We start from the raw sequence: 23,699 nt of genomic DNA, 5'->3' as shown, positions 1-23,699 counted from the left end.
ACAGGAGCCCGCCTAGAGCAAAGCGCGTTTAGACGGAAACGCTGTTTTGCTCTCGCTCTTTGGTTCGACGCGTCTTTGCGATTCGAGATGATTCCGTCTAATCGCAAAACGCTTTAGGCTGCTGCCCCGATCGCCTGCCCGGCTCCGAAACGACGCCGATAGTCGCGCGGCGACAGCCCCATCAGCTTGGCAAACACCTTGCGGAAGGCGGCCGGATCCTCATAGCCGACCGACCAGGCGATCTGGTCGACATTGCGGTTGGTGGTTTCCAGCAGGGAACGGGCCCTGCTGACGCGGATATGCTGGAAATATTCGGTCGGCTTCAGGCCTGTCGCCTTGTGGAAGCGGCGCAGGAAGGTGCGTTCCTCCAGGCCGGCCCTGTCGGCCATCGCGGCCAGGGAAACCGGACGCATATCCTCCGCCGCCTCCTCCTGGTCCTGCAGCCAGCGCTGCACCTTGAGCACGGCCTCATCGCCATGGCGCAGATTGGGAGTGAAATTCGAGTAATAGCGCTGCTCCCGCCCCGGTGGGTCGACCAGCAGGAAACGCGCCGTCTCCAGCATCACTTCCTGCCCCAGCACCCTGTCCACCAGCGTCAGGCCAAGGTCTGTCCAGGCCATGATGCCGCCGGCTGTAATGATATCGCCATCGTCGACGATCATCTTGGCGGTATCGATCAGGATATCGGGAAAGCGCTGGGAAAGAGCCTGGGCGAAGCTCCAATGCGTGGTGACCAGCCGTCCGGCCAGCAGGCCGGTTTCGGCGAGCAGGAAGGCACCGGCGCAGACCGAGCACAGCATGGCGCCCTCATCATGGCGCTGACGCAACCAGGCTGCAAAAGGAGCGGAAACGGCATGGGACGGCAGATCGCCAAGCCCCGGCAAGGCGACGATCGCCACCGGCTTGTGGGGCGCCGGAGCATGGCTGTCTGCCACGCATTCGATGCCGCCGCCCGCGGCGATCTTCCACTGGGAGATACGAATGCCGATGCTGTCATCGTCGGCCCTGCGCCGCGCAATGTCGTTGGCGGCATCGAAGAGATCGACCATGCCGTAGACGGCCGCCGTGCGCACGCCGGGATACAGCAGCAAGCCGATTTCAGGTAGGGTACTGCCGATCACCATTTGTCAGTTTTGCCCCGAACAATGTCAGTTTCGCCAATCCGTATCACGCCCATGGCGCGGTATTCAATATTTTACAAGGCTGCCACGTTTCGAGGCGCCCCGCATTTCAACCCAGCAGGAGACCAACGATGAGCACAATCACCACCGAAGACGGCACCCAGATCTTCTATCGCGATTTCGGCAGCGGGCAGCCCGTGGTCTTCTCGCATGGCTGGCCCCTGAGCGCCGATGCCTGGGATGCCCAGATGGTGTTCCTCGGGCAGCATGGCTACCGGGTGATCGCCCATGATCGCCGCAGCCATGGCCGCTCCACCCAGACCTGGGACGGCAACCATATGGACCAGTATGCCGACGATCTCGCCGAACTGATCGAGGAACTGAACCTGAAGGATGCCGTGCTCGTCGGCCACTCCACGGGTGGCGGCGAAGTCACCCGCTATCTCGGCCGCCACGGCACCAAGCACGTCGCCAAGGCCGTCCTGGTCGGCGCCGTACCGCCCTTGATGCTGAAGACCGACGTCAATCCGGGTGGCCTGCCGCTCGAAGTCTTCGACGGCATCCGCAAGGGCACCTTCGACAACCGCTCGCAGTTCTACAAGGACCTGACCCTTCCCTTCTACGGCTACAACCGTCCGGGCGCCCAGGTTTCCGAAGGCGCGCGAGAATCCTTCTGGCTGCAGGGCATGCTGGGCGGCCTCAAGGGCCAGCTCGACTGCATCAAGCAATTCTCGGAAACCGACTTTACCGAGGACCTGAAGAAGATCGACGTGCCGACCCTGATCATCCATGGCGACGACGACCAGATCGTGCCGATCGGCGCTTCCGCCCATCAGTCGGTCAAGCTGATCCCCAACGCCACGCTCAAGGTCTATCCGGGCGGCTCGCATGGCCTGACCTTGACGCAGCAGGACCAGTTCAACACCGACCTGCTCGCCTTCATCAAGGGGTGAGATAAGGCGACGGACTCACCTTGATCAGAAGGGCGCATACTTCCCTTCTCCCGCCGCAGGCAATGGCATTTGCACATCCCGACGCTAACCAAATAAAGCGCAGATATCCCTCCCCGACTTCGGGGAGGGTGGCCGAGCACAGCGAGGTCGGGTGGGGGTGAGTGGTGCAATCTCGCCATCTCGCCGGCTGCCGTCACGCTCCCCCTTCCGTCACCGCTGCGCGGCGACACCTTCCCCGAAGTCGGGGAAGGATTCCCGCGCTTTATCCGTCCTGGCCGGAATACCTTTCAGCCTCGCGCCTTCTCGGCCAGGTGCACCAGCGTCAGCCGCAGCGCCGTGGCGTCGAGGACCGGCTTGTCGAAGACGAGGCGCAGCGTGTCGTCGGCGAAGGTGAGATCCAGGCCCTCGGGATCGATGCCGCTGATGCGCCACGGCCCGTCACGGCCGCCGAGCAATTTGGTGGCATAGAGCCTGACGGCATCGGCGTGGTCCGCGTTCATATGCTCGATCGCCCCGGCTTCCGCCATGCGCAGGGCTTCCGCGTCCTTGACGTCGGTAAGGAGTTCCTCCGCCGACAGCAGGGCGGCGCGTGCAAAGCCGCCATTGAGGTGGCCTCCACTCACCGTCACGCGAAAGAAGCTGAAATCGGGAAAATCGGCGTAGAGCGCCGATTTTGGATGACGCGCAAGGAAGCGTGCCTTGCAAGCGCTGGCCTCTTCCCCTTCCACGATCTCGGCGATGCCTTTCACCGTCAGGCGGGCATGGGCGAGCGGATCGCCCTTGCCGCCTTCGCTCAGCAGCAGGGAAATGCGGGCGTCCTTCTCGAGATTGGTCCGGTGGGCAGCCAGCCGGGAGAGCAGCAGCAGCGGAGCCCCATCGAAATCTGTGGCTGTATTGACGAGGCTGGCAAAGGGGGAGCCATCGCTCGAATCAAGTGTCGCCAGCGCGCCGGCCCGGATGCGCCGGAGCAGTGCCTTGCCCTCGGCAACGGGCTCGAAATCGGCAGGCTGGCTCGCCAGAACGGGCTGGCCAGGCAAACGCGTGGTATCGCTTGAAGACATCGCTTTAGAAGACTCGTTTGGATGGAAACAGTTTGAAAATGCCGTTTTGCCGCCAATTGGCAACAAGAAGTACCGTTTTGAACCGATAATTGTCACACTTCCGCCGGTTTAGGCGTAGAATGCGAAGGCAAGTATGGTGATTTGCCGCGCAAACCATCATAATAGCCTTTGGCGGTTACACCGCGTCATGAAAGGATTGCAATGCCGACGATTGCGCTGGTCGATGACGACCGCAACATTCTGACCTCGGTTTCCATCGCGCTGGAGGCGGAAGGCTATCGCATCCAGACCTACAATGACGGCATGTCGGCCCTGGACGGTCTGAAGGCCAATCCGCCGGATCTCGCCATCTTCGACATCAAGATGCCCCGCATGGACGGCATGGAGCTGCTGCGCCGCCTGCGCCAGAAATCCGAGCTGCCGGTGATCTTCCTCACCTCCAAGGACGAGGAGATCGACGAATTGTTCGGCCTGAAGATGGGCGCCGACGATTTCATCCGCAAACCCTTCTCGCAGCGCCTTCTGGTGGAGCGCGTAAAGGCTGTCCTGCGCCGTTTCCAGCCCAAGGATGCCGCCGCTGCCAAGGCTTCGGACGCCAAGATCCTGGAACGCGGCCTGCTGCGCATGGATCCCGAACGCCATACCTGCACCTGGAAGGGCGAGGCGGTGGTGCTCACCGTCACCGAGTTCCTGATCCTGCACGCCCTCGCCCAACGCCCGGGCGTGGTCAAGAGCCGCAATGCCCTGATGGATGCGGCCTATGACGACCAGGTCTATGTCGACGATCGCACCATCGACAGCCACATCAAGCGCCTGCGCAAGAAGTTCAAGCAGGCCGATGACGATTTCGAGATGATCGAGACGCTCTACGGTGTCGGCTATCGCTTCAAGGAAGCGTGAGGGTTTCCTCCCGGCTCACCCTGGAGGCCTTCTCCGCGCAGCGGGGAAGGCCCTCCCCTGAAATGATGCCTTCTTCATGCCCTGAAGCAGGCTCTCGCGCTCCTCTCGATAGAATTTCGTACCAGACCCGATGAGCCCCGAGCGCGCCACCTCGTCCGAACACCCAAAATCGCGATCGATCATCCGGCGGCGCCTGCGGCTGGCCTTGCGCGCTATCACCGTGCAGACCTTCTCGAGCCTGACACGACGCATCGTCGTGCTGAACCTGGCCGGCCTGGTCGCCCTGGTCGTCGGCATCTTCTATCTCAACCAGTTCCGCGAAGGCCTGATCGACGCACGCGTGCAGGCCCTGCTCACCCAGGGCGAGATCATGGCGAGCGCCGTGGCCGCCTCGGCCTCCGTCGAGACCGGCTCGATCCGCATCGATCCGGAAAAACTCCTGGAACAGCAGGCGGCGGGCGAAGATGAGAGCGACGACGCAAGCTCGCTCGACTTTCCGATCAATCCGGAGAAGGTCGCGCCACTGATGCGGCGCCTGATCTCACCGACGAAATTGCGCGCCCGGGTCTATGACCGCGACGGCAATCTGGTGATCGATTCCAGGGCCCTGTTCATCTATTCCGACATCGTCCGCACCGACCTGCCGCAGCCCAAGCAGGAACAAAACCTGGCGGAGCGGGTCTGGAACACGGTCAAGCGCTACCTCTTCCGTTCCGATGCGCCGCTGTACAAGGAACTCGGCAACCAGAACGGCAAGGGCTATCCGGAAGTGATAACGGCGCTCAGCGGCGCTCCCTCCACCCAGGTGAGCATCAACGAGCAGAACGAATCCATCGTTTCGGTGGCCGTGCCGATCCAGCGCTTCAAGTCGGTGCTGGGCGTGCTGCTGCTCTCGACACGCCCCGGCGAGATCGACGAGATCGTCACGGCCGAGCGCCTCGCCATCCTCAGGGTCTTCGCCGTTGCCGCGGTGGTGATGGTGATCCTGTCGATCCTGCTGGCGAGCACCATCGCCGGCCCGATCCGCCAGCTGGCGCGGGCTGCCGAGCGGGTGCGCTACGGCGTGAAATCGCGCCAGGAAATCCCCGATTTCACCGAACGCTCCGACGAGATCGGCCACCTCTCTGGTGCCCTGCGCGACATGACCAATGCCCTGTTCAAGCGCATCGAGGCGATCGAGAGCTTCGCAGCCGATGTCGCCCATGAGCTCAAGAACCCGCTGACTTCGCTGCGTTCGGCCGTCGAGACCCTGCCGCTCGCCCGCAACGACACCTCGCGCAATCGGCTGCTCGAGGTGATCCAGCACGATGTCCGCCGGCTCGACCGGCTGATCTCGGACATTTCCGACGCCTCGCGCCTGGATGCCGAACTGCTGCGGTCCGGCGCCGAGCCCGTCGATCTCGGCAGGCTGCTCACCGCTCTCACCGGCGTGTTCAACTCGGTCGAGCGCGAGGACGGTGTCACGGTGCGCCTGTCCATGCCGACGGGCCTGCCGCCGCAGGCCCTTTTCATCAATGGCCATGATTCCAGGCTCGGCCAGGTCATCAACAATCTCGTCGACAATGCCCGCTCCTTCTCACCCCGGAACGGCGAGGTGCGTGTCGAGCTGCGGCGGAACAAGAACGATGTCGAGATCGCGGTGGAGGATGACGGGCCGGGCGTGCCGGACCATGCCATCGAGAGGATCTTCGAGCGCTTCTACACCGACCGCCCGGAGGAACAGGGCTTCGGCCAGAATTCGGGCCTCGGCCTGTCCATTTCCAAGCAGATCATCGAGGCCCATGGCGGCAAGCTCTGGGTCGAGAACCGCAAGGACGGCGAAAAAGTGCTCGGCGCCCGTTTCGTGGCCCGGTTGCCGGCTGTGCAGGCCTAAATATGCCAGCCTCGCCCACCGTGCATGCAACCTGCTTCGTCATCGACGGACAGGGCATACTGCTGCGCGGCGCCTCCGGCGCCGGCAAGAGCCGGTTGGCCCTGCACTTCATCGAAACCGCACCGGTTCGTGGCCGCCAGGCCCGCCTGGTGGGAGACGACCGCGTCTATCTCGAACCCGTCGAGGGCAGGCTGATCGCCTCCGTGCCATCAGCCATAGCCGGCCTGATCGAGCGACGCAGCAGCGGCCTGCGGGATGCCGGCATCGAACGGATCGACTGGCAGCCCTCGGCGCCTGTCGGCCTGGTTGTAGATATTCTCGACGATGACGCAGAGATCGTCATCCCCAGCAAAAATATTCGGCACATCAGGCTGGAAGGCGTGGACTTGCCCTATCTGCCGGTTCCTCGCGATTTTCAGGCAGCTGTCGCCCTGATTGAGGCCATCTTGCCGCAATTGCCACCGGTTTGACCGGATTCCAGGCCCGATCCGCGCCAGTCAGCGTTAACGAAACGTTGATGCCTATGGCCATGATGTGACGAGACTGCGACAATGTGAGCCGGAGAGAGGCTTGTTTTTGTGCAGCGCGGGAATAATATCAGGCCTCGGAGCTACGGGTTGCAGGTTGTCCGAAGGGCATCCTGGCCGTGCGTTGCGGAGGCGTCGTCTCATTTTGCCCAACACCGGGTGGCGCGAAAGCGAAAAGGACCTGGATTGTTGTCGCGATAGCGACGGCGACCGGAAAGATTCGATGCGGATCATCCTATGATCGGCATGGTGCTTGTTACGCATGGTCACCTTGCAACCGAGTTCCTGTCGGCCCTCGAGCACGTCGTTGGGCCGCAGCGTAATGTCGAGGCCATCGATATCGGCCCCGAGGACGATGTCGAGCAACGCCGCCGCGACATCATCGATGCCATCGGCCGGGTCGAAGACGGCTCCGGGGTGGCTGTACTCACGGATATGTTCGGAGGAACACCTTCAAATCTGGCGATTTCCGTGATGAGCGGCCCCTCCATCGAGGTCGTGGCCGGCATCAACCTTCCCATGCTCGTCAAACTGGCGCGGCTGCGCAGCGAGGTTCCCCTCGCTGAGGCCGTCACGCGCGCCCAAGAGGCTGGCAGGAAATATATCAACATTGCCAGTCGTGTGTTGTCAGGCCAATGATTCGACGTTCATTCAACTATGCTGGTCACGGCCAGAAACTTGCCGAGGCGGCTCTTGCGGTACCGCTCGCATTCAGCAATCCTTGGGCCAAATGCTGGGGCAGCAGTGCCCCAAGCGGGTGCACCCCGGTGCAGATGCAGGCGGAGACCTCCTCGATGCACAAGCAGCAGATGCAGACCGGCAGCACTGACGAGCAAGCCTGCGCAGAACCGGAAGCGGCTCCCGCTCCCACCATGGACGGCGGTATCGTCCGCATCCTCCCCATCATCAATCTCAAGGGCCTGCACGCCCGCGCCTCGGCGAAATTCGTGCAGACGGCCGAAGGTTTCGATGCCACCGTCAAGGTGACGCGGTGCGGCGAAACGGTCGGCGGCCAGTCGATCATGGGCCTGATGATGCTGGCCGCGGCCCGTGGCACCAGCATCGTGGTCGAGACGGCGGGCAGCGATGCCCAGGCTTGCATGGATGCCCTGGAAGCCCTGTTGGCCGACAAGTTCGGCGAGGAAGCCTGAAGGCAAACGACACCCAGCTTTTGGCGTCGAAGCAGCAGCGGCAATAAAGGCGGCACCCGCCAACTCCCCCAATCTCCATCTTGTCAGGCCCCGCCGGCTCGGCCGCGGCGGCATTTTCGTGCGTGGGCTGCAGTCCTCCCGGCAGGGAGTTTGCTGCAGCGCACACCGGAAATATAACTTCACCAAAAGTCACGACTTTGCCGCAATCCAGCCCAGGGGCCGCCCCAGCCCGGCGCGACTTTTCTCCTCGTTACCTCGGCACCCGGTCCGGCGTAAGCCGGAAACCTCAGCCCCCCAGCCCCCCGACTTTGTCGGATCGGGTCCGCCGAGGTGGCGTTAGATGACCCAAGAAGTGCAGGCCGGCTCCTCTGGAACCGGCCTTTCTTTTTGGCTCTTTTGGGCGGGCCTGCACTCACGATCCCTCGCGCATGCTGGCCGCCCAAAAGCGGACGGGACGTTCGCGGGCCCAGCCTTGCCGGTTCCGGTGCGAACCTTCCAGCAATCACGCGAGATGCATCGCCGCTGGGACCGCGGACGTCTCGCCCGCTTCCGCCCTCCCACGGATGCGATGCCTCTGTCGTCCGGCGCCCACCGCCCCTTTTCCAAGCCCGCTCTTGAATCCCTCGCCGAGATTGTCCATCTGTGCAGCGGCGTTCCCGCCACCCAGTCCCAAGACGATCATCAAGCAAGAGTGAGTTTTCATGAGCGCTGAAGCCGAAAGCGCCGGCCCGGACATTGCCGCGCCGCAGAGCCATACCTTCGAGGCCGACGTCGCCAAGCTGCTGCATCTGATGGTGCACTCGGTCTATTCCGACAAGGATGTCTTCCTGCGCGAATTGATCTCCAACGCGGCCGATGCCTGCGAGAAGCTGCGCTACGAATCCCTGTCCGATCCCGCCTTGCTCGGGGAAGACCAGAAGGGCACGATCCGCATCACCCTCGATGCCGAGGCCAGGCGCATCACGGTCGCCGACAACGGCATCGGCATGACCGCGGAGGAGATGATCGAGGCGCTCGGCACCATCGCGCGCTCCGGCACCAAGGCTTTCGTCGAGCGGCTGGAAACCGCCCAGCAGGCCGAAGGCAGCCAGCTGATCGGCCAGTTCGGCGTCGGCTTCTATTCGACCTTCATGGTGGCCGACAAGGTGGAGGTGTTCTCCCGCCGCGCCGGCAGCGACGTCGCCAATGTCTGGACCTCGGACGGCAAGGGCTCCTATTCGGTGGCGCCTGTTGGCCTCGAGGAGGCCCCTGCCCGCGGCACCAGGGTGGTGCTCCATCTGATGGAGGACGCCAAGTCCTACGCCGAAGCCTACACGATCGAAAACCTGATCAAGACCCATTCCGGCCATGTGCCGGTGCCTATCCTGCTTGCCGACAAGCCGGATGCCGAAGCGCGGCAGATCGCCGATGGTGCCGCCCTCTGGACCCGCCCGAAATCCGACATTTCCGAAGCCGACTACACCGATTTCTATCGCAGTGTCGCCGGTCAGTTCGACGATCCGGCGCTCACCATCCATTTCCGCGCCGAGGGCCGGCAGGAATACACGATGCTGGCCTTCGTGCCCGGCTCGCGCCCGTTCGACCTGTTCGACCCCCAGCGCAAGGGGCGCATGAAGCTCTATGTGCGGCGCGTGCTGATCTCCGACGAAGCAGACCTGGTGCCCGGCTATCTGCGCTTCGTGCGCGGCTTGATCGATTCGGCCGACCTGCCGCTCAACGTCTCGCGCGAGATGATCCAGGAAAGCCCCCTGCTCACCGCGATCCGCAAGGCGGCGACGGGGCGCGTGCTCTCCGACCTGGAGAAGCTCGCCACCTCGGACACCGCCGCCTACGTCAAGATCTGGGAGAATTTCGGCGCCGTCCTAAAGGAAGGCCTCTATGAGGACTTCGAGCGCCGGGATGCGCTGCTTGCCCTCGCCCGCTTCAAGACCACGACCTCGGGTGGCGAATGGCGCTCGCTCAAGGATTACGTCGCCGGCCTCAAGGACAACCAGACGTCGATCTACTATCTCGCCGGCGACGACGCGAAGCGCCTGGAAAACTCGCCCCATCTCGAAGGCTTCCGCGCGCGCGGCATCGAGGTGCTGCTGCTCTCCGATCCGGTCGACAGCTTCTGGGTGACGTCGGCACTCGGCTTCGAAGGCAAGCCCTTCAAGTCGGTGACGCAGGGCGCCGCCGATCTCGATCTGATCCCGCTGGCTGAAAAGCCGGAGGAGCAGGCGCCGGAAGTGAGCGCGGCGATCGCCTCCTACATCGCCTATCTCAAGACCACGCTGGGCGAGGATGTCTCCGACGTGCGCGCCTCCGAGCGGCTGACCTCCAGCGCTGTCTGCCTGGTGGCACCCGATAGCGGCATGGACAAGCGCATGGAGCAGATCCTCGCCAGCGCCGGCAAGCTCGACGGCGCCCTGCAGAAGCCGATCCTGGAGATCAATCCGCGCCACGCCCTGGTGACGCGTCTCGCCACGGCACGCGAGGCCGGCGGCGATGCAGCCTTCATCGAAAGCGCCACGCGCCTGCTGCTCGATGAGGCCCGCATTCTCGACGGCACGGTGCCGACCGATCCGACCGGCTTTGCCGAGCGCCTGTCGCAGGTGCTGGCCAAGAGCCTGGGATAAGCTTGGGAGACAGGTCTTCGGACCCGTCTCGTCTACGGGGCGAACGAAACCCGGTGGGTCGATCTCCTCAGCTCCATCGAGAGATGGAGCGGGATCGACCTTCTTCGCACGCCCGCACGCATAGCGTTTCCAAGAAGGTCGATCTGGAGAGCGACCCACCGTTTCTCACCGCCCCGCCCGCTGCCCGATCAGACGCTCGAACAGCAGCGCCACGATGATGATGGTGCCGATGGCCGAGCCCTGCCAGAAGGGCGAGACCCCCATCAGATTGAGGCCGTTGCGGATCATCACCATGATCAGGACGCCGATCAGCGTACCGATGATCGAGCCGCGCCCGCCGAACAGGCTGGCGCCGCCGATCACCACGGCCGCGATGGCATCGAGCTCCCAGGCATTGCCCATCAGCGGGTCGGCCGAGAGGATCTGGCCGATCGAGAAGGTGATCGCCACTGCCGAAAGCGCGCCTGAAATCACATACGGCAGGATGGAGTAGAACATCACGCTCAGGCCCGCCGCCCGCGCCGCCTCCTTGTTGGAGCCGACGGCATAGATGGTGCGCCCACCCTTGGTGTAGGTCAGATAGGCCCAGGCCAGGATGTAGAGCAGCGCCAGGAACAGCACATTGGCGGGAACGCCGAAAAAGTCGGTATAGACGATCGCCTGCATGGAATCGGGGATCGAGGCGATCGCCGTCTGGCCGGAGAGGATGTAGGCCAGGCTGCGCCCGATCGCCATCACGCCCAGGGTCACCACGAAAGCGGCAAGGCCGAAATAGGCGATCAGGATGCCCGAGACGAGGCCGATGCCGGCTCCGCTGAGAATGGCGAGCGCCACGGCCAGGGCCGGCGGATATTGCTGCACGGCGAGGCCGAGGATGATGCCCGTCAAGCCGGCGACCGATCCGACCGAGAGATCGATGCCGCCGGTGAGGATGACGAAGGTCATGCCGACGGCGACGATACCGATCACCACCGACTGGTCGAGAATGTTGAAGATGTTCGATCGCGTCAGGAAATAGGGCGAGAGCAGCGACAGGCAGATCGCCAGCACGATGGCGAGGCCGAGCATGCGCACTTCGAGCCGCCCCGTCAGCCAGCCGAGGCGCCGTCGCGTGGGATCGGGAGAGGTGGTGGTCGACATGCGGCAGTCCTTGGCAAACGGGAGGTCAGAGCGTTGCAGCGAGTTCGTCGACATGGCTGCGGACGATGTCGGGCGATGGCAGGGCGGCACCCTGCGGCAGGGTCAGGCCGACCCAGCCGAGATCGTGCCCGCGGGGGCTGACGATCGGCAGGAGCAAAGTTGAGCGCGAGCCATCCGGCTCCGGCATGAAGATGGGTTCGCGCCCGGCCAGCGCCGCGGCGATGCGGGTCGCCGAGAGCGGCTTCACCTCGCCCGCCGCAAAGCCCGGATCCGCCGCCTTGTCGGCGGTGACGAGGTTGAGGCAGATCAGGCGATCCTGGTCGATCAGGGCCCAGAAGCCGGCGCCGCCGCATTCGCCCGTCAGGCCGCGCAGGACTTCGGTGTTGCGGGCCATCGAGGTGCGCGGCGCCGCCAGCAGCGTGAGCTTTTCCTCGTCGAGCAGGTCGGCGGGCAGGTCGGCGACGCTATAGCCGTCACTGATGACGACGACGCGGTGCGACAGTCCCAGCAATTCCTCGAAATCGGAGGACACCACCACCACGGCGACGCCCTTGGCGGCAATGTCGCGCAGGATCGCATAGATCGAGGCGCGCGTGCCGATATCCACGCCCTTGGTGGGTTCGTCGAGGATCAGCACGCGCGGCTCGAGCAGCAGCCAGCGCGCGATGATGATCTTCTGCTGCATGCCGCCGGAAAAGTTGAGCATGTTGGCGTCGAGCAGGCGGTCCGGCGGCAAGGCGAGGCTCTTGAGCAGTGCATCGACGGCTTTCTCCCGGCTGCGATAGCCGACGCCGAAACCCCGATGTGCGCCGAGATGGGCGAGCAGCAAATTCTCCTTCACCGAAAGATCGGGCACGATGTTCTGCGTGCGGCGATCCTCGGCCACGAAGCCGATGCCGGCCCTCACCGCCTGCGCCGGCTTGCGCGGATCGATTTGCTTGCCGTCGACGAGGATGGTGCCGGCGCTGCGCGGCCTCAGGCCGAAAATCGCCTCCACGGTTTCCGAGCGCCCGGCGCCGACCAGGCCGCCCAATCCGAGGATCTCTCCGCGGCGGACCTGGAAGGAAACGTCACGCACCAGAGGCGTCGTCGCCAATCCCTTGACCTCCAGTGCAATCGGCGCGTCCCGGGCCGTCACGTCCGCATCCCGCGCATAGATGGCGCCGACATCCTGGCCGACCATGTGGCGGATGAGTTCGGCCTGGCTCAGGCTGGCGGTCGCCAGCGAGGCCGCGACCGTGCGCCCTTCGCGCATGATGGTGACGCGGTCGGTGATGGCGAAGACTTCCTCGAGCCGATGCGAAACGAAGACCAGCCCGCGCCCATCCGCCCTGAGCCGTGCCATGATGTCGAACAGGCGCTCGACCTCACTCGGGCTCAGTGAGGAGGTGGGCTCGTCGAAAATGATCAGCTTGGCATTGACGCCGAGCGCCTTGGCGATCTCGACGAGCTGGCGCTGGGCTGCCGACAGGCGCCGCACCTCCACGTCGAGAGGCAAGGCGTCACTCTGGCCCAGCACCGAGAGCAGCTCGGCCCCGCGCCGATGGAGAGAGGCATAGGACAAGCGACCCGGCCGGCCGAGTTCGGGCAGGAAGATGTTCTCGGCGACGCTGAGGTCCGGTACCAGGCTCGTCTCCTGCATCACGATGGCGATACCGTTATCGAGCGCATCGCGGGTGGAGCGCAGCCGCACCGACTGACCGCGATAGAGGAGGTCCCCCTCGTCCGGCCTGACATGCCCCGAGATCACCTTGGACAGGGTCGACTTGCCGGCGCCATTGGCGCCGAGCAGGCCATGGACTTCGCCCGCGCGCAGTTCGAAGCCGGCCCCCGCCAGAGCGCGGGTGCGGTCGAAGGTCTTGGCAATGCCGGTGGCGACCAGCAAGGGCTCCGCCGACGCGGGAGAAGGCTGCACGTTCATAAGATCGATCCGAGAGGACATAGGTCATTCCGCACGCGGTGCAGCATGAAATGCTGCGCCGCAGATGCGGAACCGTCCAATAATAAAGCGCATTCTCGTCTTGCGATCCCGGATCTGCGCTGCACCACTGCGTGCTGCAACGCGTCCGGGATGACACTCACTTCATCTCGTTGGCGAACACGGTTTCCTTCACAATCGGAAGCTCCTTGTCGATGTTCTCGCTGGTCACCACCAGGATCGGCACCGAGACTTCCTTCTCGACACTGCCGCCGGCGAGCTTGGCCAGCAGCGCTTCGCCCGACTTCTGGCCCATCAGATAAGGCTGCTGCATGCCGGAGGCGACGATCTGCTTGGACTTGAGGAGATCGACGAATTCGGGGATGCCGTCGAAGGCCGCGACCAGCAGGTCGGAGCCGCGCCGGGCCGCCTTGATGGCGCGCAGCGCCCCCAGGGCCGGCTGGTCGGTCTGGATGAACAGGCCGCGCATGTCCGGATTGGCGGTGAGCATGTCCTGGGTGAACTTGAAGGTCTCGTCGGTCGTATAGGATTGCATCTGCTGCAGCCCCGCCTCCTTGCCGGTCCAGCCGCCGGCCGCAAGGCCGTCCCGGAAGCCCTTGGTGCGGGCCTGGCCGTTCTTGCGGGCCTGAGAGATGGTGATGAGGCCGACGGAGCCGCCTTCCCAACCCTTGGCCTTGAGCGCGGCAGCCAACGCCTCGCCGACACCCTTGGCGCCGTCATAGTTGTTGGAGATGATGAAGGAGGCGTAGTCGCCGCTATTGGTGCCGATATCGCCGATCACCACCGGGATTCCGGCCTTGGCGGCCAGCGCCAGCACGCTCGGGGCGGTGGAGGAATCGGTGGGCGAGATCACGATGCCCGCCACGCCCTTGGCGATCGAGTCCTGGGCGTTCTGCAGCTGTGTCTGCGGGCTGTTGTGGGAGTCGAGCGCCTGGAAACCATAGCCCTTGGCCTTGGCGGCGGATTCGACGCCCTTGGCGAGATAGCGCCAGAACGGCAGGTCGAGACCCGGCGTCAGATAGACGATATCCTTGCCGGCGGCCCGTGCCGGCTGGAAGCCGAAGCTGCCGGTACCGGCCAAAGCAGCGCCGGCGGCAAGCTGCAGGAACGTTCTTCTCTTCATGTCTTCCTCCCTCCCGCCCTCGGGCGGCTCCAATGGTTCTCTTCCGGCCGTTACAGGCTCTTTGTCTTGGAAACCGGACCTTCTTTCACGGGTCCGTTTCACGCTTGCGGCAACGCGGCCTCCTCCTCCAGGATGGAGCGTGTGCTGGCATAGATCCTGTCCAGATGAATACCGAAAGCCTCTACGACGGCCTCGGGATCCCGGGCATGCAGCCCCGCCAGGATGGCGGCATGGTCCTGGCAGCTCTGGGCGATCGCGCCGGGCCGCGACACGGCCTTGCGCCGATGCGCCATGGCATAGAAATAGAGATCGATGACGAAGTCGGCGAGCAGGTCGTTGCCGCAAGCCCGATAGATCGCGACATGGAACTCGCGGTCGCAGATCAGGAAGCGAACGGGATCGTCGAGCGCCTCGCGCTGTGTGTCCAGCGAAGCGTCGAGCATGGCGAGCGTCTCGTCATCGATCCGTCGCGCCGCCTCCTCGACCACCGGGCGCTCCACCAGCAGGCGGGCGGCATGGATGGCCTCGATCTCATAGCTGTTGATCAGTTTCGGCTCGCGCACACCGATCGCCAGCGAACCGACCTCCGCGCTGAGCACGCGGGTGCGGGCCCCTTGCGAGATGGCGATGATGTCTCGGGCGGCCAGGGTCTGCAGCGCCCCGCGCACCGTCTCGCGGCTGACCTGCAGGGCCGCGGCGAGATCGCGCTCACTCGGCAGGGTCTCGCCGACCTGCAGCATGCCCGCCGCAATCAGGGAGGCGATCTTGTCGGCGACGAGTTCGCGCACATTGCGCCGGATCACGCCGTGGCGCAGCTCGGGCACGCGTTCGAACACCGAAAGGGCAGTGGGCAGGTTCATCGGAAAGGCGCTTGGGAACGATGCTCGACATCTGATCTACTGGACCAGCCAGCAGACCAGTTAGGCCAAGTTTTCGGCAGGCTGTCAAGCGGTAGATGGGTAATGGTATGACGAGTGGAGCGGCGGCGAGGTGAGCCTGGGACTGCCAGCATCCTGCTGGCCCTTGGAACCACCGCGCCTGAAGGTAGAAAGAGCCAGCAGGATGCTGGCGGTCCCAGAAATACCCGCGGATTTCATTTGGTGCCACCGAGATAGAAGGCCTTCACATCCTCGCGTGCTGCGAGCTCGGCGGCCGGTCCCGAAGCGGCGACCCGGCCGTTTTCGAGAATGTAGCCGTGATCGGCATGGCGCAGGGCCAGCGCGGCGTTCTGTTCGGCCACCAGGAAGCTCACGCCCTGCTCGCGATTGAGGGTGCGGATGATCTCGAAGATCTCCTGCACCACGATCGGTGCGAGGCCCATCGACGGCTCGTCGAGCAGCACCAGCCTGGGCTTGGTCATCAAGGCCCGCCCGATGGCCGCCATCTGCTGTTCGCCGCCGGAGGTCAGGCCGGCCTTGGTCCGGCGCTTGTGCTTCAGGCGGGGGAACCAGGCATAGATCTGCTCGAGATCCTGCGCGATCTGCCGCCGCCCCGGGCGACGCAGGAAGGCACCGGAGAGAAGATTCTCCTCGATCGTCAGCTGGGGAAAGCAGTGGCGTCCCTCCAGCACCTGCACCACGCCGCGTGCCACAAGAACGGCGGGGGTGAGGCGGCTGACCGGCTCGCCCCGCCAGCTGATGCTGCCGCGCGTAACGGTACCCCGTTCCGGCCCGAGCAGATTGGAGATCGCCTTCAGCGTGGTCGACTTGCCCGCGCCATTGGCACCGAGCAGCGCGACCACGGCGCCATCACCGACGGTGAGGGACACGTCCCTGACAGCCAGGATTGCCTGGTAATGCACCTCGATGCCTGCGACGGCGAGAATGTCGCTTGCGCGCAGCGCCGCGGATGGTTCGTTCATCGCATCTATCTCCCCGAGGGCGACGTCCCGTCGTCGTGTTGAGCGGGGCCATTCCGGAACAAGCGCGACCTTTGTCATTCCCGGCTTGCCCCGGCAATGCAGCCAGCCTTTCGGCACCGGGTTTCTGGATGCCCGAATCAAGCCCGGGCATGACAAAGGTTCGTGCTTTTTCGTGTCCGGGCAGGCCCGGCCCGCTCAGTTGGTCTCGGCAACCGGCGTGATGCCCTTCTCCTGGGCATAGGCAGCGGCCTTGGCGCGGATGGTCTCGGCAAAGAGCGAGGCATCGGCCTTGATCCAGTCTGTCAGCGTGGTCCAGGACTTGCCATCCCACTGGATGATCTTGGCCGCGACGGTCTCGCCCTTGTGGTTCGCCGGCGAGGTCTTCAGCGGCGAGATCAGGCCTTGCGCGCCCAGTTCGGCGATGCGCTTGTCATCGATGTCGAGGTTTTCCAGGGCCCAGCGGCCCTCCTCAGCGGTGAGGGGGCGGTTGCCGAACTTCTTGTGGCCGACGCGCAGGGCCTCCACGAAGGTGATCGCCTCGATCACCCCGTAATTGTAGTAGACCGTGCCGAACTTGGCCTTGTCCTTGAGATCGCTCTTGCCGGCGTCGACGATCTTTTCCTTCAGCGTCTTGAGGATGCCGTAGTCGGTTCCCGGCGGAAACACCGAGACGGCGAGGTAGCCCTTGGCGGCGCTGCCGGCCGGACGGGCATCGTCCTCCGAGCCGCTCCAGATGTCGCCGATGATGCGATCCGCAGGGAACCCCACGCGCGCGGCCGTCTTGATGCCCACCGGCGTCATCACGCCCCAGCCGCGCAGGAACACCCAGTCGGCGCCGGCGCTGCGGATCTGCTGCCATTGTGCCTGCTGCTGCTCGCCGGGATGAGGCACCGGGATCTGGATATCAGTGAAGCCGTATTTCTTGGCGAGGATGCCGAGCGGCTCGATCGTGTCGCGGCCATAGCCGGAGTCGTGATAGAGCGTGGCGATCTTGACGCCCTTGAGCTTGTCGTAGCCGCCTGACTTCTGGGCGATGTAGTCGACGATGATCTGGGCTTCGCTCCAATAGTCGAAGATCAGCGGATATTGATAGGGGAAGACCCGCCCGTCGGTGGCGATGTTCTGGCCGCCGCCGGGCGAGACGATCGGCACCTTGTCGATGCGCGCCTTGTCGGTGAGCGCCACGTCCAGGCCGCTCGAATGGGGATAGATCGCCGCCGTCGGCGCGCCGTCATAGCCGTTCTTGTAGCGCTCGTAGCATTCGATGCCACGTTCGATCGTGTAGGCGGTCTCGCATTCCTGGATCAGGATCTTGACGCCGTCGACCCCGCCCTCGACCTCGTTGATATAGGTCAGGTAGTCCCGGTTGCCGGCGCCGAAGGGAATGAAGGAGGGCGCATAGGGACCGGTGCGATAGGTGAAGAGCGGATAGAGCTGCTCGTTCTTGTGGTCCTGGGCCATGGCCGGGCCGGCGACTGCAAGAGCGGCCAGGCCGAGTCCTGTCGCCAGCGCGAGGGCCTTGAGGAGGGAGGGTGACATCCGGTTCGTCTCCATTCGGTTGGGATGTTCGAGGGCAAGGGTCTCCCGTCGGCGGAAAACGCTTCCGCCGTTCCGGGAGGCAGTTCTGTTTGGAAGGCTTGTTCAGTTCCCGGTTACAACGGCTGCCGGCCGCCGTCGCGGCAAGCGGATCCGCCTCACCAGGCGAGCGAGACCATCGGGCTCCTTGATCAGTAGCGCGATGATGATCACGCCGAAGATGATGTGCTGGATATTGGCGAGCGCCCCCTGGTCGGCCAGGAACTGCAGGCCGGTGAGCGGGGCGAGGCGGTCGAGCAGGATCGGCATCAGCACGATGAAGGCGGCGCCGAGGAAATTGCCGGCCAGGGTGGCGGTGCCGCCGATCAGCACGATGAACAGCACCTGGAAGGACTTGTCCAGGTTGAAGGCGTGGGCATCCGCCGTGCCGAGATAGCCGAAGGCCCAGAGCGCACCGGCAATGCCGCAGACGAAGGAACTGATGGCGAAGGACAGGAGCTTGCGGCTGGCGACGTGGATGCCGATCACCGAGGCGGCCGTGTCCATGTCGCGGATCGCCATCCACTCGCGCCCGACGCGGCTCTTCACCACCGCGTGGGCGAAGGCGACCAGGGCAGCCGCCGTCACCGCCACGAGGAGATAGCGCCCGGTAGCCGAGCTGAGATCATGGCCGAGGATCTGTAGCCGCGGCGCGGAAATGGTGAGCGACTGGCTGCCGTTCGAAAACCAGTTGTAGTTGGTGAACAGCCATTCGAAGAAGAACTGCGCCCCCAGCGTCGAGGCGCCGAGATAGAAGCCCTTGATGCGCAGGCTCGGTAGGCCGAAGACGATGCCGGCCAGCGCCGCGATCAGGCCTGCCAGCACCAGCACCACGGGCAGAGGCAGGAACGGTGCGCGCAACAGGAGATTGTAGCTGGCGAAGGCGCCGACCGACATGAAGCCGGCCGAGCCGAGCGACACCAGGCCGGTATAGCCCATCAGGAGGTTGAGGCCGAGGCCCGCCGCCCCCATCACGATGGTGGGGATGATGATGGAGGACAGCCAGTAATCGCTGGCGATGAGGGGCACGACCACGAAGGCGGCCGCCAGCACGCCCGCGATGGCGAAGAGCCGAGGATTGAGGCTGCGCCCTTGCGCCAGGACGAGGCCTTCGCCGGATTGCGATAGGAGGGACATCGCTAAACCCTTTCGATGGCACGGTCGCCGAACAGCCCGGCCGGACGCACCAGCAGGAAGGCCACGGCGAGGATATAGGCGAACCAGGTCGACACGCTGCCCTGCAGCAGCGGCCCCAGATAGATGTCGGCCAGGGCTTCGGCGGCACCCACGAGGAGGCCACCGACGATGGCGCCCGGCACGGAGGAGAAGCCGCCGATGATCAGCACCGGCAGGGCCTTCAGCGTCACCAGCGACAGCGAATATTGCACACCCTGGCGGGCGCCCCAGACCAGCCCGGCCACCAGGGCGACGATGCCGGCCACGCTCCAGACGATGCGCCAGATCACCGGCAGGCGGATACCGATCGACTGGGCGGCAAGCGTGTCGTCGGCGACGGCCCTGAGCGAAATGCCCATGCGGGTACGGTCGAACAGGATGGACAGCACCACGACCAGGACGAGGGCTCCACCGGAGACGAAGAGATCGAACTGGCTGATCGAGAGGCCGGCGACCGAGATCGGCACGTCGTCGATGCCGAGATCGAGCATGTGCACGTCCGAGCCCATAAGCAATTGCGCCAGCCCCTCGATCACGAAGGTGAGGCCGAGGGTCGCCATGAACAGGGTCAGCGCATCGCGATTGACCAGGGGCCGCAGGACCAGGCGTTCGATCAGCACCGCACCGAGGATCATCACCGCGACGGTCAGCAGGATCGCGCCCCAGAACGGCACCTCGCGCTCGACCAGCGTCACGAAAGTGAGCGTGGCGAACAGAAGCATGGACCCTTGAGCGAAATTGAAGACGCCGGAAGCCTTGTAGATCAGCACGAAGCCGATCGCGACCAGGCCATACATCACGCCGGCGAGGAGACCGCCGATCAGGGTTTCGAGAAAGAAGGTCATGGCGATCCCTCAGTGAACCGTGCCGAGATAGGCGGCGATGACGTCGGGATTTTCGCGCACAGCATCGGGCGTGCCATCGCCGACCTTGCGGCCGTAATCGAGCACGACGACGTGGTGGGCGAGGCCCATGACAATGCCGATATCGTGCTCGATCAGCACGACGGTGGTGCCGAGCTTGCCGTTCACATCGGCGATGAGCCGGCTCATCGCCTGCTTTTCCTCCTGGTTCATGCCAGCCATGGGCTCGTCCAGGAGCAGCAATTTCGGCCAGGCCGCCAAAGCGCGGGCGAGGTCGACGCGCTTCTGCAGGCCATAGGGCAATGTGGATACGATCGTGTTGGCATGGCGCTCCAGGCCGAGAAAGCTGAGGATCTCATGTGTCCGCGCTTCGAAGCGCCAGCGCTCCGCCGCATCCCGCCCTACCCGGAAGATATTCTCCACAAAGGTCGCGCGGCCCCAGCGCGCCAGCCCCGCCTTGACGTTTTCGACGACGCTCAGCCGGTCGAACAAGGCATTGTGCTGGAAGGTCCGGCCAATGCCGAGATGAGCCGCCTTGTAGGGATGAATAGCCTCGAATCTGGCGCCGTCGAAAACGACATCGCCTTCGTCGGCCCGGTAGACACCGTTGATCACATTGAGGAGGGAACTCTTGCCGGCGCCGTTGGGCCCGATCAGCGCGCAGATCTCCCCCTGCTCGACCGAAAAGCTCAGCCGGCTCAGGGCGCTGACGCCCTTGAAGGACAGGGAGACCTCATGAAGCTGCAGGAGGGGCGCCGGCATCGGCATCACCGTCCAGCGGCGAGGCGGGAGACGCCTGCCTCGCGTTCATCAGCCTCGCGGCGCTTCACCGCCTCGATGTCGCGATAGGCATGGGCGGGGTGGCTTGCCGGCAGATAGGGGCCCTCGCCGAACAGCTTCTCGCGCAGCGTGCCAGGCTTGTAGGCGGTGGGATAGGCCCCGCGCTTCTGCAGTTCCGGAACGAGATAGCCGACGGCATCCTCGAAGCTTTCCGGCGTCACCGCATAAGCAAGGTTGAAGCCGTCGACATCGGTCTCCTCGACCCATTCCTGCAGCGTATCGGCGATGTGGGAAGCCGAGCCGACGAAAACCGGACCGAGGCCGCCAATGCCGCCCCAGCGCGCCAGTTCCTCCATGGTCCAGGTCTTGTCCTCGCCGGCGAAATGCTCGACCACCGAGATGATGGCGTTGGTCTCGACCTTCTTGATCGGATCGCTGGGCGCATATTGGCCGAAATCGATACCGCTCCAGCCGGAGAGGAAGACCAGCGAGCCATTATAGGACGTATAGGATTCATAGTCCTTGAACTTGGCTTGTGCCTTGGCCTCGGTCTCGTCGACGATCACCGTGGTGAGGTTGTAGATCAGGATCTTGCGCGGATCTCGGCCGGCAGCCGCGGCCTGGCGGCGGATATCGGCGACATAGGTCTTCAACAGCGACTTGGTCGGCGCCGCCACGAAGACGCATTCGGCGTGGCCCGCGGCAAAGGCCTTGCCCGGCCCCGAGGCACCGGCCTGGTAGAGCACCGGCGTGCGTTGCGGCGAGGGTTCGGTAAGTTGGTAGCCGGGCACCTCGAAATATTTGCCCTTGTGGCCGATCTCATGGACCTTGTCGGGATCGGTGAAGATGCGGTTTTCACGGTCGCGCCGCACCGCCCCTTCCTCCCAGGAGCCTTCCAGCAGCTTGTAGAGCACCTCGACATATTCGTTGGCGACTTCGTAGCGGTTGTTGTGCTGGCGCAGGCCGCCCTGGCTGATATTCTTGGCCCCGCTCTCCAGATAGGAGGTGACGATGTTCCAGCCGACGCGCCCCTTGGAGTGATGGTCCGCCGTGGCGAGGCGTCGGGCGAAGGTATAGGGATGCTCGAAGGAGGTCGATGCGGTGATGCCGATGCCCAGATGCTCGGTGGCCAGCGCGATCGGAGCCGCCAGCTGCAGGGGGTCGTTGACCGGGATCTGCGCGGCCTGGTGGAGGGCGTGGTAGTTCGAGCCCTTGTAGACGTCGTAATAGCCGATGACATCGGCGATGAAGATGCCGTCGAAGATACCCTTCTCCAGCGTCCGCGCCAGATCCTGCCAGTAGTCGAGATCCTTGTATTTCCACGATTTGTCGCGCGGATGCGCCCACAAGCCCGGTGATTGGTGACCCACGCAATTCATGTCGAAGGCGTTGAAGCGTATCTGGCGGGGCATTCCCAATCTCCACATCTGAAAACAGCGGCGGCGCCGCGGCTCTGAAACAGCGGCGGAGCCGCACCCGGCTACCGCATCGGTCAGGGCGTATGAAAACGCCCTCTAAACTAAATGTCTAGTATTTTTATAGAGAATATATACAAAATAGTCCGGATCGATGCTACGGCAGACTGGGCAGGCAGCCGCGCCGGTATCGGATCGTTCGATAAAAGCTAAGAGAATCAGATAGATGACACAGAAGGCATCGACAGTGACGGCGGGTTGGGGCAATGGGCCAGGTCGCAACTATGAGGAACTCGCCGCCAATTTCCGCCCGGTTTTCGATCGCATCCGCGAGGGCGCCGTCGAACGGGAACTCAATCGGACCTTGCCACACGAGCCGATCGGCTGGCTCAAGGATGCCCGCTTCGGCGCCCTGCGTGTGCCGGAGAAGGAGGGCGGCTTCGGCGCCAACCTGCCACAGCTCTTCGCCCTGCTGATCGAGCTGTCTCACGCCGATTCCAACGTCACGCAGGCCCTGCGCGCCCATTTTGGCTTTGCCGAGGACATCGTCAACGCCCGCGCGCAGGATCGCCGCGACCGCTGGCTGCCGCGCCTCTCCCGCGGGGAGATCGCCGGCAGCGCCTGGACTGAGATCGGCGAAGCCAAGCAGGCCGCCTTCTCCACCATCGTGAAACTCGGAGACGGCAAGGCCGCCTCGGTCACGGGCGCCAAATATTACACCACCGGTTCCCTCTTCGCCGACTGGATCGACATCGGCGCCAGCGGCGAGGAGGGCCAGTCGCTTTCGGCCGTGGTCGCCCGCCACGCGCCGGGTGTCGACGTGGTCGACGATTGGGACGGCTTCGGCCAGATCCTCACCGCCAGCGGCACCACCACCTTCACCGATACCCCCGTCGATCCCGCCGATGTCGTCATCGATGACGACCGCTTCAAATATTCGGCCGCCTTCTACCAGCTCGTGCATCTGGCGACGCTCGCAGGCATCGGCCGTGCTGCCAGCGACGACGTCGCCGCGGCGGTGAAAGCCAGGCGCCGCAGCTATTCCAACGCCCCCTCTCCGCGCCCGAGCGAGGATGCCCAGGTGCTGCAGGTGGTCGGGCGGATCCGCGGCGCAGCCTATTCGACCGGGGCCATCGTGCTCAAGGCCGCCGAGGCCGTGCAGCGCGCCTTCGATACCCGCTTTGTTGGCGACGCCGCGGCGGAGGAAGCAGCCAATGCCGTCGCCGAGCTCGAGGTGGCGCAGGCCCAGACCGTAGTCACCACTTTGATCCTCGATGCCTCCACCATCGTGTTCGACGCGCTCGGCGCCTCCGCCACGCAGCGCTCCGCCGCCCTCGACCGTCATTGGCGCAATGCGCGCACCCTCTCCTCGCATAATCCGCGCATCTACAAGGACCGGATCGTCGGGGACTTTGCCGTCAACGGCACGCCGCCGCCCTATCAATGGCGAATCGGGCAGGTGTGAGGGTGTAAAAGAGCAACGCTGCGGAATAAACGCGGACCGGTGCGCCGATCTGGAGATCGGCACACCGTGTAACAAAGGCTTCGCTGACAGGATCAGTACCTCTTGATCTTAAGGCCGTCATTTGACGGAATCACCAGGCATTGCGAGATCTTGGGATA

Annotated in this window: 20 protein-coding genes; 8 read left to right on the top strand and 12 right to left on the bottom strand. The window is 64.4% G+C overall.

The genetic code is table 11. The annotated features are described in order from the left end of the window. Positions 1 to 113 precede the first annotated feature (113 nt). Positions 114 to 1,124 carry a GlxA family transcriptional regulator gene (locus U1R88_RS13945; RefSeq protein WP_322431752.1) on the bottom strand — a complete coding sequence of 337 codons (1,011 nt, stop codon included), beginning with the start codon at positions 1,122 to 1,124 and terminating at the stop codon, positions 114 to 116. Positions 1,125 to 1,252: 128 nt separating this feature from the next. Between U1R88_RS13945 and U1R88_RS13940 the strand changes: the two genes are divergently transcribed. Next, a complete protein-coding gene (locus U1R88_RS13940) occupies positions 1,253 to 2,074 on the top strand; it encodes an alpha/beta fold hydrolase (protein WP_322431751.1) in 822 nt (273 codons plus the stop codon). 287 nt (positions 2,075 to 2,361) lie between these two features. Here U1R88_RS13940 and U1R88_RS13935 read toward each other — a convergent pair whose 3' ends face one another. Continuing rightward, positions 2,362 to 3,135 (bottom strand): HugZ family pyridoxamine 5'-phosphate oxidase, encoded by a 774-nt coding sequence (locus U1R88_RS13935; RefSeq protein ID WP_322431750.1) that lies wholly within the window; start codon positions 3,133 to 3,135, stop codon positions 2,362 to 2,364. Positions 3,136 to 3,336: 201 nt separating this feature from the next. On the opposite strand from U1R88_RS13935, the gene U1R88_RS13930 reads away from it, so the two are divergent. The 6 genes from U1R88_RS13930 (at position 3,337) to htpG (ending at position 10,204) form a co-directional block, all read left to right on the top strand. Beyond that, complete coding sequence (locus U1R88_RS13930; RefSeq protein WP_149253366.1) at positions 3,337 to 4,035, top strand: response regulator transcription factor; 699 nt, start codon at positions 3,337 to 3,339, stop codon at positions 4,033 to 4,035. A 130-nt stretch (positions 4,036 to 4,165) separates the two neighbouring features. Beyond that, a complete protein-coding gene (locus U1R88_RS13925; protein WP_322431749.1) occupies positions 4,166 to 5,908 on the top strand; it encodes a sensor histidine kinase in 1,743 nt (580 codons plus the stop codon). Positions 5,909 to 5,910: 2 nt separating this feature from the next. After that, entirely contained in the window at positions 5,911 to 6,378 is a 468-nt protein-coding gene (locus U1R88_RS13920; protein WP_322431748.1) for an HPr kinase/phosphorylase, read from the top strand. Between the two features lie 294 nt (positions 6,379 to 6,672). Continuing rightward, positions 6,673 to 7,074, top strand: a complete 402-nt coding sequence (locus tag U1R88_RS13915) for a PTS sugar transporter subunit IIA (RefSeq protein ID WP_068296680.1) — start codon at positions 6,673 to 6,675, stop codon at positions 7,072 to 7,074. Positions 7,075 to 7,307: 233 nt separating this feature from the next. Beyond that, complete coding sequence (locus tag U1R88_RS13910; protein WP_245314997.1) at positions 7,308 to 7,586, top strand: HPr family phosphocarrier protein; 279 nt, start codon at positions 7,308 to 7,310, stop codon at positions 7,584 to 7,586. 701 nt (positions 7,587 to 8,287) lie between these two features. Next, the gene (gene htpG / locus U1R88_RS13905; protein WP_322431747.1) at positions 8,288 to 10,204 is read left to right on the top strand and encodes a molecular chaperone HtpG; all 1,917 of its coding nucleotides are present in this window, start codon (positions 8,288 to 8,290) and stop codon (positions 10,202 to 10,204) included. 165 nt (positions 10,205 to 10,369) lie between these two features. On the opposite strand, the gene U1R88_RS13900 is transcribed toward htpG, so the two are convergent. The 10 genes from U1R88_RS13900 to U1R88_RS13855 form a co-directional block, all read right to left on the bottom strand. Beyond that, on the bottom strand, positions 10,370 to 11,344 hold the full coding sequence (locus U1R88_RS13900; protein WP_322431746.1) for an ABC transporter permease: 975 nt from the start codon (positions 11,342 to 11,344) through the stop codon (positions 10,370 to 10,372). Between the two features lie 25 nt (positions 11,345 to 11,369). Continuing rightward, positions 11,370 to 13,286: a sugar ABC transporter ATP-binding protein gene (locus U1R88_RS13895; RefSeq protein WP_322431745.1), complete on the bottom strand. Its 1,917-nt coding sequence runs from the start codon at positions 13,284 to 13,286 to the stop codon at positions 11,370 to 11,372. A 136-nt stretch (positions 13,287 to 13,422) separates the two neighbouring features. Next, the gene (locus U1R88_RS13890; RefSeq protein WP_322431744.1) at positions 13,423 to 14,406 is read right to left on the bottom strand and encodes a substrate-binding domain-containing protein; all 984 of its coding nucleotides are present in this window, start codon (positions 14,404 to 14,406) and stop codon (positions 13,423 to 13,425) included. Positions 14,407 to 14,504: 98 nt separating this feature from the next. Continuing rightward, entirely contained in the window at positions 14,505 to 15,266 is a 762-nt protein-coding gene (locus U1R88_RS13885) for a FadR/GntR family transcriptional regulator (RefSeq protein ID WP_322431743.1), read from the bottom strand. A gap of 233 nt (positions 15,267 to 15,499) precedes the next feature. After that, positions 15,500 to 16,267, bottom strand: a complete 768-nt coding sequence (locus tag U1R88_RS13880) for an ABC transporter ATP-binding protein (protein WP_322431742.1) — start codon at positions 16,265 to 16,267, stop codon at positions 15,500 to 15,502. 195 nt (positions 16,268 to 16,462) lie between these two features. Continuing rightward, the gene (locus U1R88_RS13875; protein ID WP_322431741.1) at positions 16,463 to 17,806 is read right to left on the bottom strand and encodes an ABC transporter substrate-binding protein; all 1,344 of its coding nucleotides are present in this window, start codon (positions 17,804 to 17,806) and stop codon (positions 16,463 to 16,465) included. A 102-nt stretch (positions 17,807 to 17,908) separates the two neighbouring features. Further along, positions 17,909 to 18,979: a branched-chain amino acid ABC transporter permease gene (locus U1R88_RS13870; RefSeq protein ID WP_322431740.1), complete on the bottom strand. Its 1,071-nt coding sequence runs from the start codon at positions 18,977 to 18,979 to the stop codon at positions 17,909 to 17,911. Between the two features lie 2 nt (positions 18,980 to 18,981). Then, positions 18,982 to 19,863: a branched-chain amino acid ABC transporter permease gene (locus tag U1R88_RS13865; RefSeq protein ID WP_322431739.1), complete on the bottom strand. Its 882-nt coding sequence runs from the start codon at positions 19,861 to 19,863 to the stop codon at positions 18,982 to 18,984. A 9-nt stretch (positions 19,864 to 19,872) separates the two neighbouring features. Beyond that, complete coding sequence (locus U1R88_RS13860) at positions 19,873 to 20,643, bottom strand: ABC transporter ATP-binding protein (RefSeq protein ID WP_322431738.1); 771 nt, start codon at positions 20,641 to 20,643, stop codon at positions 19,873 to 19,875. A 5-nt stretch (positions 20,644 to 20,648) separates the two neighbouring features. After that, positions 20,649 to 22,073: an LLM class flavin-dependent oxidoreductase gene (locus U1R88_RS13855; RefSeq protein WP_322431737.1), complete on the bottom strand. Its 1,425-nt coding sequence runs from the start codon at positions 22,071 to 22,073 to the stop codon at positions 20,649 to 20,651. A 229-nt stretch (positions 22,074 to 22,302) separates the two neighbouring features. On the opposite strand from U1R88_RS13855, the gene U1R88_RS13850 reads away from it, so the two are divergent. After that, a complete protein-coding gene (locus tag U1R88_RS13850) occupies positions 22,303 to 23,541 on the top strand; it encodes an acyl-CoA dehydrogenase family protein (protein ID WP_322431736.1) in 1,239 nt (412 codons plus the stop codon). Positions 23,542 to 23,699: the final 158 nt, after the last annotated feature.

It is taken from the genome of Labrys sedimenti (genome assembly GCF_034424805.1).
Lineage (GTDB): Bacteria > Pseudomonadota > Alphaproteobacteria > Rhizobiales > Labraceae > Labrys > Labrys sedimenti.
The sequence above is the reverse complement of the archived record's forward strand: the minus strand, read 5'-3'. Positions and strand labels throughout refer to the sequence as shown.

Excerpts from the sequence above, each read along its gene's own strand:
- U1R88_RS13945 (WP_322431752.1), bottom strand. The coding sequence starts at position 1,124 with ATGGTGATCGGCAGTACCCTACCTGAAATCGGCTTGCTGCTGTATCCC.
- U1R88_RS13940 (WP_322431751.1), top strand. The coding sequence starts at position 1,253 with ATGAGCACAATCACCACCGAAGACGGCACCCAGATCTTCTATCGCGAT.
- U1R88_RS13935 (WP_322431750.1), bottom strand. The coding sequence starts at position 3,135 with ATGTCTTCAAGCGATACCACGCGTTTGCCTGGCCAGCCCGTTCTGGCG.
- U1R88_RS13930 (WP_149253366.1), top strand. The coding sequence starts at position 3,337 with ATGCCGACGATTGCGCTGGTCGATGACGACCGCAACATTCTGACCTCG.
- U1R88_RS13925 (WP_322431749.1), top strand. The coding sequence starts at position 4,166 with ATGAGCCCCGAGCGCGCCACCTCGTCCGAACACCCAAAATCGCGATCG.
- U1R88_RS13920 (WP_322431748.1), top strand. The coding sequence starts at position 5,911 with ATGCCAGCCTCGCCCACCGTGCATGCAACCTGCTTCGTCATCGACGGA.
- U1R88_RS13915 (WP_068296680.1), top strand. The coding sequence starts at position 6,673 with ATGATCGGCATGGTGCTTGTTACGCATGGTCACCTTGCAACCGAGTTC.
- U1R88_RS13910 (WP_245314997.1), top strand. The coding sequence starts at position 7,308 with ATGGACGGCGGTATCGTCCGCATCCTCCCCATCATCAATCTCAAGGGC.
- htpG (WP_322431747.1), top strand. The coding sequence starts at position 8,288 with ATGAGCGCTGAAGCCGAAAGCGCCGGCCCGGACATTGCCGCGCCGCAG.
- U1R88_RS13900 (WP_322431746.1), bottom strand. The coding sequence starts at position 11,344 with ATGTCGACCACCACCTCTCCCGATCCCACGCGACGGCGCCTCGGCTGG.
- U1R88_RS13895 (WP_322431745.1), bottom strand. The coding sequence starts at position 13,286 with ATGTCCTCTCGGATCGATCTTATGAACGTGCAGCCTTCTCCCGCGTCG.
- U1R88_RS13890 (WP_322431744.1), bottom strand. The coding sequence starts at position 14,406 with ATGAAGAGAAGAACGTTCCTGCAGCTTGCCGCCGGCGCTGCTTTGGCC.
- U1R88_RS13885 (WP_322431743.1), bottom strand. The coding sequence starts at position 15,266 with ATGAACCTGCCCACTGCCCTTTCGGTGTTCGAACGCGTGCCCGAGCTG.
- U1R88_RS13880 (WP_322431742.1), bottom strand. The coding sequence starts at position 16,267 with ATGAACGAACCATCCGCGGCGCTGCGCGCAAGCGACATTCTCGCCGTC.
- U1R88_RS13875 (WP_322431741.1), bottom strand. The coding sequence starts at position 17,806 with ATGTCACCCTCCCTCCTCAAGGCCCTCGCGCTGGCGACAGGACTCGGC.
- U1R88_RS13870 (WP_322431740.1), bottom strand. The coding sequence starts at position 18,979 with ATGTCCCTCCTATCGCAATCCGGCGAAGGCCTCGTCCTGGCGCAAGGG.
- U1R88_RS13865 (WP_322431739.1), bottom strand. The coding sequence starts at position 19,863 with ATGACCTTCTTTCTCGAAACCCTGATCGGCGGTCTCCTCGCCGGCGTG.
- U1R88_RS13860 (WP_322431738.1), bottom strand. The coding sequence starts at position 20,643 with ATGCCGGCGCCCCTCCTGCAGCTTCATGAGGTCTCCCTGTCCTTCAAG.
- U1R88_RS13855 (WP_322431737.1), bottom strand. The coding sequence starts at position 22,073 with ATGCCCCGCCAGATACGCTTCAACGCCTTCGACATGAATTGCGTGGGT.
- U1R88_RS13850 (WP_322431736.1), top strand. The coding sequence starts at position 22,303 with ATGACACAGAAGGCATCGACAGTGACGGCGGGTTGGGGCAATGGGCCA.